Origin of the sequence: Paracoccus haematequi (genome assembly GCF_900631945.1) — a bacterium.
Classification (GTDB): domain Bacteria; phylum Pseudomonadota; class Alphaproteobacteria; order Rhodobacterales; family Rhodobacteraceae; genus Paracoccus; species Paracoccus haematequi_A.
The window spans coordinates 1-15,457 of record NZ_UZWE01000022.1; the positions used below are offsets into that span (position 1 = coordinate 1).

Sequence of the window (15,457 nt, forward strand, 5' to 3'; positions counted from 1 at the left end):
GAATACAGAGGCATCGCCATGCGCTGCTGCAAGACTGATGAAAGTTTCAGCGCCTTCATTGCTCTCGCCGCAACCGTCATCCGACTCCGGTGAACGTCAGCACACCCTAAATTATGAAGAATTTTAATTTTTTTTCAAGCGCCATTTGGAAGGTTTGTTTGATTGTATAACCATTTGATTATCTTAAAATATTTTATAGCTTTGTGTCTTGGTGTCATTCTGGTATGTGTAATGCGGAGCAATCGTATTGTTCCCTTACTCCAACCACCCCACCACAATCGGCGCAATCACCGCCGTCAGCACCGCGTTCAACCCCATGCCGATGCCCGAGAACGCGCCCGCCGTCTCGTTCACCTGGAACGCCCTCGCGGTCCCGATCCCGTGCGCAGCGACACCAACGGCAAAGCCCCGCGCGCGCCAGTCCTTCACCCGCAGCACGTTCAGCAGCGGCGTCACCACGATCGCCCCGAAGATCCCCGTCAGCAGCACCAAGGCCGCCGTCAGCGTGGGCTGGCCGCCGATCCGTTCGGCGATGCCGATGGCGACCGGGGCTGTGGTGGACTTGGGCGCCAGGGAGGCCAGCACCGGGCCGGAGATCCCGAAGGCGCGAGCGATCAGCAGGGCGGACACCATCGCCACGCCGGACCCGACGCACAGCCCCGCCAGCATCGGCCAGGCGGCGCGTCGGACGCGGGGCAGGTTGTCGTACAAGGGCAGCGCCAGGCAGACCGTCGCGGGGCCGAGCATGAAGTGGACGAACTGCGCGCCCTCGAAATAGGTGGCATAGCCGGTGCCCGTGACCCCCAGCAGCGCCGCCAGCAGGATCACCGCGATCAGCACCGGGTTGGCCCAGCTTTGCCGCCCCGCCGCGCGGAACAGCGCGTCGCCGATCACATAGGCCGCCAACGTCGCGGTCAACCACAAAAGCGGCCCTTCGGCCAGATAGGACCAGATCAGCAGCGGATCAGCCATCGCCGTCCCCCTTCACCGCCGAGGGATCGACAGATCCGGTCCAGCGCGCCACCGCCTGAAAGGTCAGCGCCCCCGCAGCGATGGCCAGCACCGTCGATCCCAGGATCGCCAGCGCCAGCCCGATGCCGTGTTCGCGCAGCACCGGCAGATGCGCCACGACGCCGACGCCCGCCGGAACGAAGAACAGCGACAGATGCGACAGCAGTCCCTGCGCGGTGGGGCGCAGCCGGTCGGCCAGGGACGGGCGCAGCACGCAGGCCGCGACCAGCAGGCACAGGCCCACCACGGGGCCGGGCAGCGGCAGGTCCAGGGCGCGGGACAGGGCCTCTCCGGCAAGCTGGAAGGCCAGAATCAGGGACAGGGCGGCGATCATGCCCCGATCCTAGCGGAAATCGGCCCGCCAGCCATACGCATCTTGTGGAAACTGTATCGCGCCGCGCCAGATATAGTTGACTCGGGCGCCTGCAATAGGACAATCCCCGGTGGAACGAAAGGAACCCGCTTGCGCTTCGACCGGCTGCGACTGAACGGCTTCAAAAGCTTCGTGGACCCGACCGACCTGGTCATCCGCGAGGGGCTGACCGGCGTGGTCGGCCCGAACGGTTGCGGCAAGTCCAACCTGCTGGAGGCGCTTCGCTGGGTCATGGGCGAGAACCGCCCCACCGCCATGCGCGGCGAGGGGATGGAGGACGTGATCTTCGCCGGAACCTCGCGCCGGTCGGCCCGCGCCCATGCCGAGGTGGTGCTGACCGTCGACAACCGCGCCCGGCTGGCGCCCGCCGGGTTCAACGACGAGGACAGCTTCGACATCGTGCGTCGGATCACGCGGGACGCGGGGTCGGCCTACAAGATCGCGGGCAAGGACGTGCGGGCGCGCGACGTGCAGATGCTGTTCGCGGATGCCTCGACAGGGGCGCACAGCCCGGCCTTGGTGCGCCAGGGGCAGATCAGCGAATTGATCAGCGCCAAGCCGCGGTCGCGCCGCCGGATCCTGGAGGAAGCGGCAGGGATCAGCGGGCTTTACCAGCGGCGCCACGAGGCCGAACTGAAGCTGAACGGGGCCGAGGCCAACCTGACGCGGGTGGACGACACGCTGGACCAGTTGTCCACCCAGGCCGCCAGCCTGGCCCGGCAGGCCCGTGCCGCCGCGCGATACCGCGAGATCGGCGCGGCGCTGCGGGCGGCCGAGGGCGCGCTGCTGTACCGCCGCTGGTCCGAGGCCGAGGCCGCGCGGCTGGCCGCCGCCGAGGCGCTGGCAGCGGCGATCCGCGAGGCGGGCGCCGCCGAGGCCGCGTCGCGCGAGGCAGCGGCCCTGCGGGAAGCCACGGATGCCGCGTTGCCCGACCTGCGCGAGGAAGAACAGGTCGCCGCCGCCATCCTGTCGCGCCTCGTCGTCGAACGCGAGGCCCTGGACGAGGCTGACGCTCGTGCCGCCCAGGCCATCGCCGGGCTGCAAGCCCGTACTGCCCAGCTTGCCCGTGACATCGAGCGAGAGGAATCGCTGAATCGCGACGCGGGCGAGGTCGTGGAACGGCTGGCCTGGGAGCGGGCCGAACTGGACAAGGCCGGGCAGGGCCATGACGCGCGCCTGGACGCCGCCGCCCATGCCGCGGACGAGGCCGCCGAGGCGCTGCGAGAGATCGAGGCGCGGCTGGCGGAACTGACGGACGAGGCTGCGCGCCTTGCCGCGCGGCACCAGTCGGCGGAACGGTTGGTTGCGGATTTGCGCGCCATGCTGGACCGATCCGACCGCGCCGCCGCCGAGGCGCAGGCCCTTGCCGACCGCGCCGCCGAGGCCGGGGCGGCCGCCCAACAGGCGCTTGCCGGGGCCGAACAGGCGCAGGACGCCGCCGCCGCCCGCGCCGAGGCCGCCGAGGACGCGCTTGCCGGGGCCGAAGCCTCGCGGGCCGAGGCCGAAGCCGTGGAAGCCGCCGCCCGTATCGCGCGGGCCGAGGCCGAGGGCGAATCCAGCGCCTTGGCCGCCGAGATGGCCGCCTTGCGCAAGCTGGTGGAACGCGGCGGTTCCGGGGGCAGGGCGGTCCTGGATCAGGTGACGGTCGCCAAGGGCCATGAGGTCGCCTTCGGCGCGGCCTTTGGCGACGACCTGCGGGCGGGCCTTGCGGCGGATGGCGAAAGCGGCTGGCACATGCTGGCCGGTTGGGACGATCCGCAGCCCTTGCCGGATGGCGCGGCGCCGCTGTCTCCGCATGTCGCCGGGCCGGCCGCCCTGGCGCGCAGGCTGTCTCAGGTGGGGCTGGTCAGCGACGCAGCGACGGGCGCGGCGATGCAGCCCGGCTTGCGGCCCGGTCAGCGCCTGGTGACGCCTGCGGGCGATCTGTTCCGCTGGGACGGAATGCGGGTGATGGCGGGCGAGGCGTCCTCGGCCGCCGCGCTGCATCTGCAACAGGTGAACCGGCTGGCGGAACTGGCAGATCAGGCCGCGTGCGCCGAGGCTCGGGCCGCCCACGCCGTCGAACGGCACGAGGATGCCCGTGCGGCCCTGGCCGAGGCGACCGTCGTCGAGAAATCCGCCCGCGACGCCCGCCGCGATGCCGAACGGCAGTTGTCCGACGCCGCGCGCGCCCTGACGCGGGCGGAATCCAACCTTTCCATGGCCCGCAGCCGGGCCGAGGCTGCGGCGGCGGAGCTGGCGCGGCACCGCGCCGATGCGGGCGATGCGCGGGGGCGGCTGGCGCAGGCCGAGGCCGCCCTGGCCGACCTGCCCGACCGGGGCGATGCGGCCATGGCCCTGGAGCACGCTCGCACCGGGGTCGAGGCCGCGCGGATCGCCACCATGGCCCGCCGCGCCGCCCTGGACGAATTGAAGCGCGAGGCCAATGCGCGAACCAAGCGCCTGCAAGAGATCGCCAAGGAGGAATCCGGCTGGACCCTGCGGCTGCAACAGGCAGGCACCCGCGCGTCCGAACTGATCGCGCGGCGCGATGCCGCGATGGCCGAACTGGCCGATGCCGAGGCCCAGCCCGCACTGTTGGCCGAACGCCGCGCCAGCCTGCGGAGCCGCGAGGACGATGCGCAGGCCCGCCTGTCCGCCGCCCGCGACGCGTTGTCGGTGGCCGAGGACGCGGCCCGCGCCGCCGCCCATGCCGAGCGCGAGGCCGAGCGGCTGGCCTCCGAGGCGCGTGAGGCCCGCGCCATGCGCGAGGCCCGCACCGAGGCGGCCCGCGACGCCGAGGCCGCCGCCCGGATCCGCATCCTGGAAGAGGCGGAGACCACGCCGCAGATGCTGCTGGCTTCGTTGGGGCAGGCTGCGACCGAAACCCCCGCCGCCGTGCTGGAGGATCAGATCGCTCGGTTGCGCACACAGCGCGACGGTCTTGGCGCCGTCAACCTGCGCGCCGACGACGACAAGCGGGAGCTTGAGGCCGAACGCGACCGCCTGGCGGCCGAGAAGGCCGATCTGGAAGAAGCGATCCGCAAGCTGCGCGCGGGCATCGGCAGCCTGAACCGGGAAGGCCGCGAACGGCTGCTGGCGGCCTTCGACACGGTGAACGCGAATTTCACCACCCTGTTCACCACCCTGTTCGGCGGCGGCGAGGCGCGGCTGGTGCTGGTCGAATCCGACGATCCGCTGGACGCGGGGCTGGAGATCCTGTGCCAGCCGCCGGGCAAGAAGCTGTCCACCCTGTCGCTGCTGTCGGGGGGCGAACAGACCCTGACCGCCATGGCGCTGATCTTCGCCGTCTTCCTGGCCAATCCCGCGCCGATCTGCGTTCTGGACGAGGTTGACGCGCCCCTTGACGACGCCAATGTCAGCCGCTTCTGCGACCTGCTGGACGAGATGACGCGCCGCACCGACACGCGCTTCCTGATCATCACCCACCATGCCGTCACGATGTCGCGGATGGACCGGCTGTTCGGCGTCACCATGGTCGAACAGGGCGTCAGCCAGCTTGTCAGCGTGGATCTGAAACGCGCCGAGGCTCTGGTCGCGTGACCGGGGGCGGGTTAGGGTGCGCCGCGAATCCGCAAGCAACAAGCAAGGAGACCGCGATGAGCATCGAAGCCACCCTGGCCCAGAAGGGCATCACCCTTCCCGCAGCGCCCGCGCCCGCCGCGAACTATGTGCCCTTCGTGCAGTCGGGCAACCTGATCTTCGTCTCGGGCCAGATCAGCCAGGACGACAATGGGCTGATCAAGGGCCGTCTGGGCGACGGCATGTCGGTCGAGGACGGTGCCGCCGCCGCGCGCCGCTGCGGGCTGTCGCTGATCGCGCAGTTGAAGGCCGCCATAGGTGATCTGGACCGGGTGCGCCGGGTGGTGAAGCTGACCGGCTTCGTGAACTCGACCCCCGATTTCACCGACCAGCCCAAGGTCGTCAACGGCTGCTCGGACCTGATGGTCGAGGTGTTCGGCGATGCCGGCCGCCACGCCCGCGCCGCCGTATCCGCCCCCGCGCTGCCCCTGGGCGTCGCGGTCGAGATCGAAGCCATCTTCGAGATCGCCTGATGGCGTTGCCCGCCGCCTTCCTGACCCGGCCGATCGCCCATCGTGGCCTGCACGGCCCCGGCATTCCCGAAAACAGCCTGGCCGCCGCCCAGGCCGCTGTCGACGCGGGCTATGCGATCGAACTGGACATCCAGCCCGCCGGGGCAGAGGCGGTGGTGTTTCACGACTATGACCTGCGCCGCCTGACGGGGCGGGACGGGTTCATCGCGGCGCTCGATTCCGCATCGCTGGCCGGGCTGCGCCTGCTGGGCGGCGACCAGCCGGTCCCGACCCTGCGGCAGTTCCTGGATCTGGTCGCGGGCCGGGTGCCCCTGCTGATCGAGATCAAGGACCAGGACATGCGCCTGGGTCCGCAGATCGGCGACCTGCACCGCCGCGTGGCGCAGGAGGTGCAGGGCTATGACGGTCCCGTCGCGGTCATGTCCTTCAACCCGCATGTGGTCGAGGCCTTCCACCGGATCTCTCCCGACATTCCGGTCGGCCTGACCACCTGCGGCTTCGACCCGGACGACTGGCCGGGCATCGCCCCGGACACCCTGCGCCGCATGGCCGATATCGACGATTTCGACCGCAGCGGCGCCTGCTTCATTTCCCATGACAAGGCCGATCTTGCCAATCCGCGCGTCGATGCGCTGAAGGCGCAGGGCGTGCCGGTCCTGTCCTGGACCATCCGCAGTGCCGAGGAGGAGGCCTTGGCCCGCCAGGTGGCGCAGAATATTACTTTCGAAGGCTATCGCCCGACGGGTTGACCGGGGGACTTCACGTCCCCCGGACCCCCTGTGGGATATTTGGACAAAGGTGAAAAACCTGCGCGATTGTGAGGGGGCGGCGGCTGACAAACCTGACCCAAGCCCCTAGCTTGCGGGCATGAGCGCGCTGACCCTGTCCAACCATTCCTCGATCACCGCGATTCCGGCTGACACCTGGGACGGGCTGGGCGACGGCAACCCCTTCACCACGCATCGCTTCCTGCGGGCGTTGGAAGACTCCGGTTCGGTCGGGCGGGGAACGGGCTGGCAGCCCCTGCATGTGACGCTGGAGGAGGACGGCCAGGTGGTCGCCGCCGCGCCGCTTTACGCCAAGTCGCACAGCCAGGGCGAATACATCTTCGACCACGCCTGGGCCGAGGCCTATACGCGCGCGGGCGGCAGCTATTATCCGAAATTGCAGGCCGCCGTGCCATTTACCCCTGTGACCGGCGCCCGGCTGCTGACGCGCGCCCCCGCCATGCGGCAATCGCTGCTGGCCGGGATGACGCGGCTGGCCGAACGCGGCGGGGCGTCCGGCGTCCATGTCACCTTCTGCACCGAGGCCGAGGCGCAGGCCGGGGGCGAGATCGGCTTTCTGCCCCGTGTGACCCAGCAGTTCCACTGGCTGAACCGGGGCTATGGAAGCTATGACGACTTCCTGAGTGCGCTGTCGTCGCGCAAGCGCAAGGAGCTGCGCAAGGAACGCGCCCGCGCGCAGGCCTTCGGCGGCACCATCCGGCACCTGACCGGGGATGACCTGAAGCCGCATCACTGGGACGCCTTCTGGGCCTTCTATCAGGACACCGGCAGCCGCAAATGGGGACGACCCTATCTGACGCGGGCCTTTTTCGATTGCCTGCACCAGACCATGCGCGACGATATCCTGCTGGTTCTGGCCGAACGCGACGGACAGCCGGTCGCCGGGGCGCTGAACTTCCTGGGGCCGGACGCGATCTATGGCCGCTACTGGGGCTGTGTCGAGGACCACCCCTTCCTGCATTTCGAACTGTGCTATCACCAGGCCATCGACATGGCCATCGCGCGCGGCCTGTCGCGGGTCGAGGCCGGGGCGCAGGGCGAACACAAGCTGGCGCGGGGGTACGAGCCCGTCGCCACCCATTCGCTGCACTGGGTCGCCGACGAAGGGTTCCTACGCGCCTTGGCCGATTACCTGGACCGCGAACGCGGCGCGATGGGCGCCGAGATCGAGGCCCTGGCAGATTTCACGCCGTTCCGGAAGGGCTAACCGGCAGTCGCCCGCCGGTCGCCAGGCTCAGACTTTTTCCAGCAGCGCCTCGCCCGCGCTGACGCTGCACTGGCCGGGGCTGTCCTCGATCTCGATCACCTCGAAGACGCCGTCCTTCAGCAGGGCGGCGAACCGCTTACAGCGGCCGAAAAGCCCGGCCGGAGGCGCGTCGAAGTCCAGGCCCAGGGCCTTGGTCAGGCTGCCGTCGGCATCGGCCAGAACTTCGATCCCCGCCTTGTCCGCGCCGGTGGACTTGGCCCAGGCATCGGCCACGAAGGGGTCGTTCACAGTCAGGCAGACGATCCGGCCGACGCCCTTGTCGCGGAACGCGTCGGCGCTGCGCACGAAGCTGGGCATATGCGCGTTGGTGCAGGTTCCGGTGAAGGCGCCCGGCACGCCGAACAGCGCGACGCGGCCCTGGGACAGATCGGCGGTGTCCACTGCCTCGGGGCCATTGGCGCCGACGCGCAGCAGCTTGCCCGCAGGCAGCTTGTCTCTGACGGTGATGGTCATGTGGTCCTCCTGAATTGCAACGGATTCGCGGCGACTATAGGGTGCGGTCCCAGGACAGGCCAGCAGGCCGCAAGGGGCAGGGACGGCCATGAGGATCGTGATCGTGGGGGCAGGGCAGGCGGCGGCGTCCATGGCGGCGCGGCTGCGGGCCAAGGGGCATGACGGCGAGATCGTGGTGATCGGTGCCGAACCCGCCGCCCCCTATCAGCGCCCGCCGCTGTCCAAGGCCTATCTGCTGGGGCAGATGGGGCTGGATCGGCTGGTGCTTCGGGGGGACGACTGGTGGCGGGATCAGCGCATCGCCCTGCGGCTTGGCGAAACCGCGCGGGCCGTCGACGCCGCGCGGCGGGTGGTGGCGACCGACCGGGGCGAAGCGGCCTATGACGCCTTGGCCCTGACGACAGGCGCCCATGCCCGCCGCCTGCCCGCCGTCATGGGGGGCGATCTGCCCGGCGTCCATGTGATCCGCAGCCTGGCCGATGTGGACGCTCTGGCCCCGCAGATGCGGCCGGGCCGCCGCCTGATCGTCATCGGCGGCGGCTATATCGGGCTGGAGGCAGCGGCCGTCGCCCGCAAGCTGGATCTGTCCATCACGCTGATCGAGGCCGCGCCCCGCATCCTGGGCCGGGTCGCCGCGGCGGAAACGGCGGACATGATCCGCGCCCTGCATCTGGCGCATGGGGTGCGGATCCTGGAGGGCACCGGCATTTCCCGCATCACCGGCAGCGATCGGGCGACCGGCGTCGCGCTGACCGATGGGCGCGAATTGCCCGCCGACCTGATCGTCACCGGCATCGGCGTGCTGCCGGAAACGGATCTGGCGCAGACCGCCGGGCTGGCGTTGGACAACGGCATCGCCACCGATGCGCTTGGCCGAACCTCGGACCCGGCGATCTGGGCGGCGGGCGATTGCGCCAGCTTTCCCTGGCAGGGTGGCCGCCTGCGGCTGGAAAGCGTCGGCAATGCCATCGACATGGCCGAGGCGGTGGCCGACAACATCCTGGGCGCGGACACGCCCTATCAGCCCAAGCCCTGGTTCTGGTCCGACCAGTTCGACGCCAAGTTGCAGATCGCCGGTCTGGGCACCGGCCATGACCGGATCGTCACGCGGCCCGGCGACGGCCGGCATGGCGGTTCCGTCTGGTATTTCCGCGACGGCCGCCTGATCGCCGTCGATGCGCTGAACGACGCGCGCGCCTACATGATCGGCAAGCGCCTGATCGAGTCGGGTCGCAGCCCCGCCCCCGACGCCATCGCCACGGCGACCGACCTCAAGGCCCTGCTCGCATGAGCCATCTTCTGTGCCTAAATATCCTCGGGGGGTCAGGGGGGCGAAGCGCCCCCTGCCATCGCGGGACGCAAGCATGAGGATCGTCGGCGGCAGCCTGCGCGGCCTCAAGCTGGCCGAGATGGGCGCGGGCGACGCCGCCGCCCATCTGCGCCCCACCACCGACCGGGTGCGGGAATCGATCTTCAACCTGCTGGTCAACGGCACCCACGGCAACCCGGTCCCAGGCGCGCGGGCGTTGGATCTGTTCTCGGGTACCGGCGCCCTGGGGCTGGAGGCGCTGTCGCGCGGTGCCGCCCACGCCACCTTCGTCGACGACGGCGCCAAGGCGCAGGCGTTGATCCGCAGCAATGTCGCCAAGGCGCGCATGGAGGGCGCGGCCACGCTGCTGCGCCAGGACGCGGCGCGGCTGGGGGCCAACCGCGATGCCCCCTTCGATCTGGTCTTCCTGGATCCGCCCTATGCGCAGGGGCTTGGCGAACGCGCCATCGCCTCGGCCCTGGCCGGCGGCTGGCTGGCCCCCGGCGCCGTGGTGGTGTGGGAGGAAAGCCGCCCGCCCCTGATCCCTGCGCCGCTGGTTCAGATCGACCAGCGGCGCTATGGCGACACGCTGGTGACGCTGGCCCGCCTGGCAACGGCACAGGCTGGGACATAGGGTCGCGGTGCCGGGGAAGTGAAGGCCGCCCGCTTCCGTCCCGCCGCGATTTGCGCCAGCCTGCGCGGGCACATCGCGAAGGAGGTTTCGATGACCGCATCCATCCGCCGGGGCCTTGGCCTGTCCCCGATCCTGTTCGCTCTGGCCTGGGGCGCCTATGCCCAGGACGACCACGCGGGCCACGCCGCGCAGGACGGCGCCGCGGCCGCTTATCAATCAGCGATGGAAAAGATGCACAGCGACATGCCGATGGATTCGACCGGCGACGCCGATGTCGATTTCGTGCGCGGCATGATCCCGCATCACCAGGGCGCCATCGACATGGCCAAGGTGGTGCTGGAACACGGCGACGACCCCGAAATCCGCAAGCTGGCCGAAGAGGTCATCACCGCGCAGGAAGCCGAAATCCAGATGATGCAGGACTGGCTGAAGGAACACGGGCAGGCGGAATAGGGAACCGCCCCCTTACGCCGGTTCCGCAAGCACCCGCGCGGCGGCGTCGAGGCCGCCCGGACCGTGCGGGATGCCAAGCGCCGCCATGCCCGCCTGCATCGCGCCAAGCGCGGCCAGGATCATCCCGGCATTGGCGTGGCCCATATGCGCCACCCGCAAGGCGTTTTCCGGCTGCTCGGCGCCCAGGCCGATGCCCAGCGTCACCCCGCAATGCGCCGCCGTCCAGGCGCGCAGGGCATCCGCCCCCGGCACGACCATCGCCGTGACAGAGGACGCGCGCGCCATCGGATCCTCGACCGACAGCCGGATGCCCGTGCCGCCCTCGCCCCAGGCGTCCACGGCGGCCCAGACGGCGCGGGCCAGGGCCGCATGGCGCGCCCAGACGGCGAACAGCCCTTCCTCGTCCAGGATCATCCGCAGCGCCTCGTCCAGGGCGAAGATCTGCTGGACCGGGGGCGTTCCGCCCCAGAACCGCCACAGCGCCTCGGCCCCGGCGCGGGCGTGCCAGTCCCAATAGGGGGTCGTCAGGCCGGTGCGACCGCGCGCGGCGGCCTTGTCGGAATACCACACGAAGCAGGTGCCGGGCGGGCACATCAGGCCCTTCTGGCTGGCCGAGATCAGCACGTCCACGCCCCAGTCGTCCATCATCATCGGCGCGCAGCCCAGCGACGCGATGGCGTCCACCACCAGCAGGGCCGGGTGATCGCCCATGGCGTCGCGCAGCGCCGGAATGTCGGCCATCACGCCGGTCGCCGTGTCGATCTGGCAGACCATCACCGCCTTGATGGCGCCCGCCGTGTCCCGCGCCAGCCGGTCCGCCAGCCGGTCGGGATCGGCGGGCAGGCTGCCGAAGTCCAGCCGTTCCACCGCCACGCCCATCTGTTCCATCTGCTGGCCCCAGGACCGCCCGAAATGCCCCGAGCTCAGCACCAGGGCCTGGTCGCCGGGGTTGAACAGGTTGGCGCCCGCGGCCTCCCATGCGGCATGGCCGTTGCCGATATAGGGGGCCAGATGCCCCTGGGTGCCCGCCAGCCGCTTCAGCTGCGTCATCACGGCCAGGTTCAGATCCGCAAGGTCGTCGCCATAGATGTCGGGCGAGGCGCGATGGGCGGCGCGCAGCACCCGGTCCGGCACGGGTGAGGGGCCGGGAATGGCGATCACGGGGCGACCAGCGGCAAGGCTCATGGCGTTCATCTGTCCTTCACATCCTGCAAAATCGCTAGTCCCCGCGCGGGCGAAGGTCAACGCCTCTTGCCGCCTTCGCCTTGCCGCCATGGTCCGGGTCGCGCTAAGGCTGGCACCGTCCCCGGAACGAAAGGCGCCCCCGCCCGTGACAGCATCCCCGACCCCGCATCCCAGCGCCACCCGCCTGCTGCGCCGGTTTTGGGCCGACTACCTGCGCATCCATCGCGGCCCGATGATCGGGGCCTTCCTGCTGATGACGGCAGAGGGGTCTACGCTGGCGCTGATCTCGTGGATGCTGAAGCCGCTGTTCGACCGGGTTTTCGTGGGCCGCGAGGAGGGCGCGATCTGGTGGGTCGGCGGGGCGATCATGGCGATCTTCCTGCTGCGCGCGGTGACGCTGATCGCCAGCCGGTCGCTGCTGTCGCGCATCTCGCTGGGGATTTCGACCACCATGCAGGGCGACCTGCTGGCGCATATCATGACCCTGGACGGGCGGTTCTTCCAGGCCAACCCCCCCGGCGCCATGATCGAGCGGATCCAGGGCGACACCATCGCCGTCCAGGGCGTCTGGGCGACGCTGATCACAAGCGCCACACGGGACGCGATCTCTCTGGTGATGCTGTTCGCGGTGGCGGTCAGCATCGACCCGGCCTGGACGGTGGCCGCGCTGGTCGGGGCGCCGATCCTGATCCTGCCCGCCGCGATGGTGCAGCGCTATATCCGCCGCAAGGTGCGCCAGAACCGCGCCAATGCCAGCGCCCGCGCCACCCGCCTGGACGAGGTGATGCACGGCATCGCATCCATCAAGCTGAACCGGGCCGAGGCCGACCAGACCCGCCGCTTCGCCGAGATCGTGGCCCGCATCCGCCAGGCCGAGGTCAAGGTCGCCGCGATGGGCAGCCTGGTCCCCGCCCTGACCGACATCGTGACCGGCATCGGCTTCGTCGCCGTCCTCGCCCTGGGCGGGCGCGAGGTGATGGAGGGCCAGCGCAGCATCGGCGACTTCATGTCCTTCTTCACCGCGCTTGCCCTGGCTTTCCAGCCGATGCGCAGGCTGGGCGCGCTGGCGGGCACCTGGCAGACCGCCGCCGCCAGCCTGGAACGGATCTATCAGGTGCTGGACACCCGTCCGCGCATCCTGTCGGGACCGCGCGTCCAGCCGCCCGCCGATACCGGGATCCGGTTCCAGGACGTGTGGCTGTCCTATGACGACAAGCCGGTCCTTCGCGGCCTGGACTTCACCGCCGAGGCGGGCCGGACCACCGCGCTTGTCGGGCCGTCGGGGGCGGGCAAGTCCACGGTCTTCAACCTGCTGACCCGGATGGTCGATCCCGACCGGGGCGGCGTGACGCTGGGCGGCGTTCCGGTGCAGGATTTCGACCTGGGGGTGCTGCGCGACCAATTCTCGACCGTGGCGCAGGATTCGGCGCTGTTCGACGAAACGCTGCGCGACAATATCCTGATGGGGCGGCCCGGCGCGGACGATGCGGCGCTGCTGCGCGCAATGGAGGCGGCCCATGTCAGCGATTTCGTCGCCGCCCTGCCGGGCGGGCTGGACAGCCGCGCCGGGCCGCGCGGGTCGGCCTTGTCGGGCGGGCAGCGCCAGCGGATCGCCATAGCCCGCGCCATCCTGCGCGATGCCCCCGTGCTGCTGCTGGACGAGGCGACAAGCGCGCTGGACACCGCCAGCGAACGGCTGGTCCAGGACGCGCTGGAAACCCTGTCGCAGGGTCGGACCACGCTGGTCATCGCGCACCGGCTGTCGACCATCCGCAATGCCGACAAGATCGTCGTGATCGAACAGGGCAGGGTTGTCGAACAGGGCAGCCATGACCAGTTGATCGCCCAGGGCGGCGCCTATGCCCGCCTTGTCGCGCTGCAATTCGGAGAACGCCAATGACCCGCCAGATCATCCGCATCACCGGAGAGGACCGCGTCCCCTTCCTGCAAGGACTGGTCAGCAACGATGTGGCCCGCGCGCCCTGCTGGGCCGCGCTGCTGACGCCGCAGGGCAAGTACCTGGCCGATTTCCTGATCGTGCCGGATGGCGACGCGCTGCTGATCGACGTGGACGCCCGGCTGGCCGACGACCTGATGCGGCGGCTTTCGATGTACAAGCTGCGATCCCGCGTGACGCTGGAGGCGACCGGCATGGCTGTCGCGCGCGGCACCGGCCCGGTCCCGGACGGCGCGATCCCCGATCCCCGGCATCCGGCGCTCGGCTGGCGGCTGTATGGCGGGACGGGCGACGACGGCACCGATTTCGACGCCATCCGGGTCCAGCATGCGATCCCGGAAACCCTGGTCGAACTGATCCCGAACGAGACCTTCATCCTGGAAGCCGGGTTCGAGCGGCTGCACGGCGTCGATTTCCGCAAGGGCTGCTATGTCGGGCAAGAGGTGACGGCCCGCATGAAGCACAAGACCGAGCTGCGCAAGGGCCTGACACGCCTGCGGATCGAGGGTTCGGCGCCGGTCGGCACGCCCATCGCGGCGGACGGGCGCGAGGTGGGCACCCTGTTCACCCAGTCGGGCGGCCACGCCCTGGCGCATGTGCGGTTCGATCGCCTAGGGCCCGGCATGCAGGCGGGCGCGGCGCGGCTGTTCCCGGATTAACGCAGTTTGCGGATCGGGTCGCCCAGGGCGATCTCTCCGTCCCGTTCGATCGAACACAGGATGCCGCGCAGGCGCAGGTCGGGATGGCCGGGGGCCACGATCCAGTCCTTGGCGGGCTTGCCATAGCGGACCTTCCATTTCACGCAGCCGTCGTTGAACACGTCCGACACGCGCAGGACCGCCGTTCCCGCCTGCAACAGGCTGTCCACCGGCAGGTTTTCCAGCGACAGGTCAAGGTCGCAGACGATGGTGTCGCCGGGATGGGGCGTGTTCCGGCGGTCCAGCCAGACCGCGTCCATCACCCGGCGCGGCAGGATCGAGACCTGGATGCGCGGGTCAGGCGATCCGTCCGCCAGCTTCAGCCAGGGCATCGTCAGCCAGCGTTCGCCGGGAACGCCCTGGGCGCGGGTGAGGGTCAGGCGGTCGGGAAAGGTCCGTTGGTTGAAGCCGGGACGGAAGCACAGCCATTCCACCCGCGCGTCGTCCTTGGGAGCGGCCAGGACATGGGGCAGGGCGCGGGCCAGATCCTCGGCCGTGGCGTGGGCGGCAGTCGTCATCGGCGGTTCGTCCCGGACAGGAAAACGCCCCGGACAGGCCGGGGCGCCAAGGGCGGCAGGGCGCGTCAGGCCCGTTCGCTGTATTCGAAGACCTCGGTGTTGACGACGATCTTCTCGCCCTCGCCCACGAAGGGCGGGATCATGATGCGCACGCCGTTGTCCAGGATCGCGGGCTTGTAGCTGTTGGCGGCGGTCTGGCCCTTCACCACAGGCTCGGTTTCCGACACGGTGCAGGTGACCTTCTGCGGGATCGACACCGACAGCGCCTCGTCGCCGTAATATTCGATGGTGGCGGTCATGCCGTCCTGCAGGAAGGGGCGACGATCACCCAGCAGGTCGGCGTCCAGTTCGGTCTGCTCGAAGGTCTCGCTGTCCATGAAGACCAGCTTGCCGTCGGATTCATACAGGAATTGCTGGTCCTTCTGTTCCAGCCGGACCTGTTCCACCTTGTCCTCGGACCGGAAGCGTTCGTTCAGCTTGCGGCCGTCGCGCAGGTTCTTCAGTTCGACCTGGGCGAAGGCGCCGCCCTTGCCGGGCTTGACATGGCTGACCTTCACGGCGGCCCACAGGCCGCCGTCATGCTCCAGCACATTGCCGGGGCGGATTTCGTTGCCGTTGATCTTGGGCATGGAAAACTCTTTGAGGTTCGGGAAATTCCCACCGTTCATCGTTGAACGGCGCTGTGCGGCCCCTATATCGGTACCTTCGGAAGGAGGCAACCAAAAGGGTTTTGCGGTGTTGTCAAGGCACAGACCT

At 69.8% G+C, this 15,457-nt stretch carries 15 protein-coding genes; 9 read left to right on the top strand and 6 right to left on the bottom strand.

Going from position 1 to position 15,457, the window contains the following annotated elements:
- Window positions 1–255 precede the first annotated feature (255 nt).
- On the bottom strand, window positions 256–972 hold the full coding sequence (locus PARHAE_RS03940) for an LrgB family protein (protein WP_126153308.1): 717 nt from the start codon (window positions 970–972) through the stop codon (window positions 256–258).
- Window positions 965–1,345 (bottom strand): CidA/LrgA family protein, encoded by a 381-nt coding sequence (locus PARHAE_RS03945; protein ID WP_126153309.1) that lies wholly within the window; start codon window positions 1,343–1,345, stop codon window positions 965–967. The genes PARHAE_RS03940 and PARHAE_RS03945 overlap by 8 nt, the downstream gene beginning before the upstream one ends.
- Window positions 1,346–1,474: 129 nt before the next feature.
- Between PARHAE_RS03945 and PARHAE_RS03950 the strand changes: the two genes are divergently transcribed.
- The 4 genes from PARHAE_RS03950 (at window position 1,475) to PARHAE_RS03965 (ending at window position 7,434) form a co-directional block, all read left to right on the top strand.
- Window positions 1,475–4,927, top strand: coding sequence for a chromosome segregation SMC family protein (locus PARHAE_RS03950; RefSeq protein WP_126153310.1), 3,453 nt, complete (start codon window positions 1,475–1,477; stop codon window positions 4,925–4,927).
- A 56-nt stretch (window positions 4,928–4,983) separates the two neighbouring features.
- Window positions 4,984–5,439, top strand: a complete 456-nt coding sequence (locus tag PARHAE_RS03955) for a RidA family protein (protein ID WP_126153311.1) — start codon at window positions 4,984–4,986, stop codon at window positions 5,437–5,439.
- Window positions 5,439–6,188, top strand: coding sequence for a glycerophosphodiester phosphodiesterase family protein (locus tag PARHAE_RS03960; protein WP_126153312.1), 750 nt, complete (start codon window positions 5,439–5,441; stop codon window positions 6,186–6,188). The genes PARHAE_RS03955 and PARHAE_RS03960 overlap by 1 nt, the downstream gene beginning before the upstream one ends.
- A 118-nt stretch (window positions 6,189–6,306) precedes the next feature.
- On the top strand, window positions 6,307–7,434 hold the full coding sequence (locus tag PARHAE_RS03965) for a GNAT family N-acetyltransferase (RefSeq protein ID WP_126153313.1): 1,128 nt from the start codon (window positions 6,307–6,309) through the stop codon (window positions 7,432–7,434).
- Between the two features lie 27 nt (window positions 7,435–7,461).
- On the opposite strand, the gene PARHAE_RS03970 is transcribed toward PARHAE_RS03965, so the two are convergent.
- Window positions 7,462–7,947, bottom strand: coding sequence for a peroxiredoxin (locus PARHAE_RS03970; protein WP_126153314.1), 486 nt, complete (start codon window positions 7,945–7,947; stop codon window positions 7,462–7,464).
- Window positions 7,948–8,035: 88 nt separating this feature from the next.
- Between PARHAE_RS03970 and PARHAE_RS03975 the strand changes: the two genes are divergently transcribed.
- From PARHAE_RS03975 to copM, 3 genes are all read left to right on the top strand, one after another.
- Window positions 8,036–9,238 (top strand): NAD(P)/FAD-dependent oxidoreductase, encoded by a 1,203-nt coding sequence (locus PARHAE_RS03975; protein ID WP_126153315.1) that lies wholly within the window; start codon window positions 8,036–8,038, stop codon window positions 9,236–9,238.
- 52 nt (window positions 9,239–9,290) lie between these two features.
- Complete coding sequence (gene rsmD / locus PARHAE_RS03980; protein WP_277600642.1) at window positions 9,291–9,890, top strand: 16S rRNA (guanine(966)-N(2))-methyltransferase RsmD; 600 nt, start codon at window positions 9,291–9,293, stop codon at window positions 9,888–9,890.
- A 90-nt stretch (window positions 9,891–9,980) separates the two neighbouring features.
- Window positions 9,981–10,343, top strand: coding sequence for a CopM family metallochaperone (gene copM, locus PARHAE_RS03985; protein WP_126153317.1), 363 nt, complete (start codon window positions 9,981–9,983; stop codon window positions 10,341–10,343).
- A gap of 12 nt (window positions 10,344–10,355) precedes the next feature.
- Here the strand turns inward: copM and PARHAE_RS03990 are convergent, their stop codons facing one another.
- Window positions 10,356–11,528 carry a pyridoxal-phosphate-dependent aminotransferase family protein gene (locus tag PARHAE_RS03990; RefSeq protein WP_126153405.1) on the bottom strand — a complete coding sequence of 391 codons (1,173 nt, stop codon included), beginning with the start codon at window positions 11,526–11,528 and terminating at the stop codon, window positions 10,356–10,358.
- A 232-nt stretch (window positions 11,529–11,760) separates the two neighbouring features.
- On the opposite strand from PARHAE_RS03990, the gene PARHAE_RS03995 reads away from it, so the two are divergent.
- A complete protein-coding gene (locus PARHAE_RS03995; protein ID WP_126153406.1) occupies window positions 11,761–13,428 on the top strand; it encodes an ABC transporter ATP-binding protein in 1,668 nt (555 codons plus the stop codon).
- On the top strand, window positions 13,425–14,144 hold the full coding sequence (gene ygfZ, locus PARHAE_RS04000) for a CAF17-like 4Fe-4S cluster assembly/insertion protein YgfZ (protein ID WP_126153318.1): 720 nt from the start codon (window positions 13,425–13,427) through the stop codon (window positions 14,142–14,144). Before PARHAE_RS03995 ends, ygfZ begins: the two co-directional genes overlap by 4 nt.
- Here ygfZ and PARHAE_RS04005 read toward each other — a convergent pair.
- Together PARHAE_RS04005 and efp are read right to left on the bottom strand one after the other, a co-directional pair.
- Window positions 14,141–14,701: an MOSC domain-containing protein gene (locus PARHAE_RS04005; protein WP_126153319.1), complete on the bottom strand. Its 561-nt coding sequence runs from the start codon at window positions 14,699–14,701 to the stop codon at window positions 14,141–14,143. The two genes, ygfZ and PARHAE_RS04005, sit on opposite strands and share 4 nt — an antisense overlap.
- A gap of 65 nt (window positions 14,702–14,766) precedes the next feature.
- Window positions 14,767–15,330 carry an elongation factor P gene (gene efp / locus PARHAE_RS04010; protein ID WP_126153320.1) on the bottom strand — a complete coding sequence of 188 codons (564 nt, stop codon included), beginning with the start codon at window positions 15,328–15,330 and terminating at the stop codon, window positions 14,767–14,769.
- Between the last annotated feature and the right edge of the window lie 127 nt (window positions 15,331–15,457).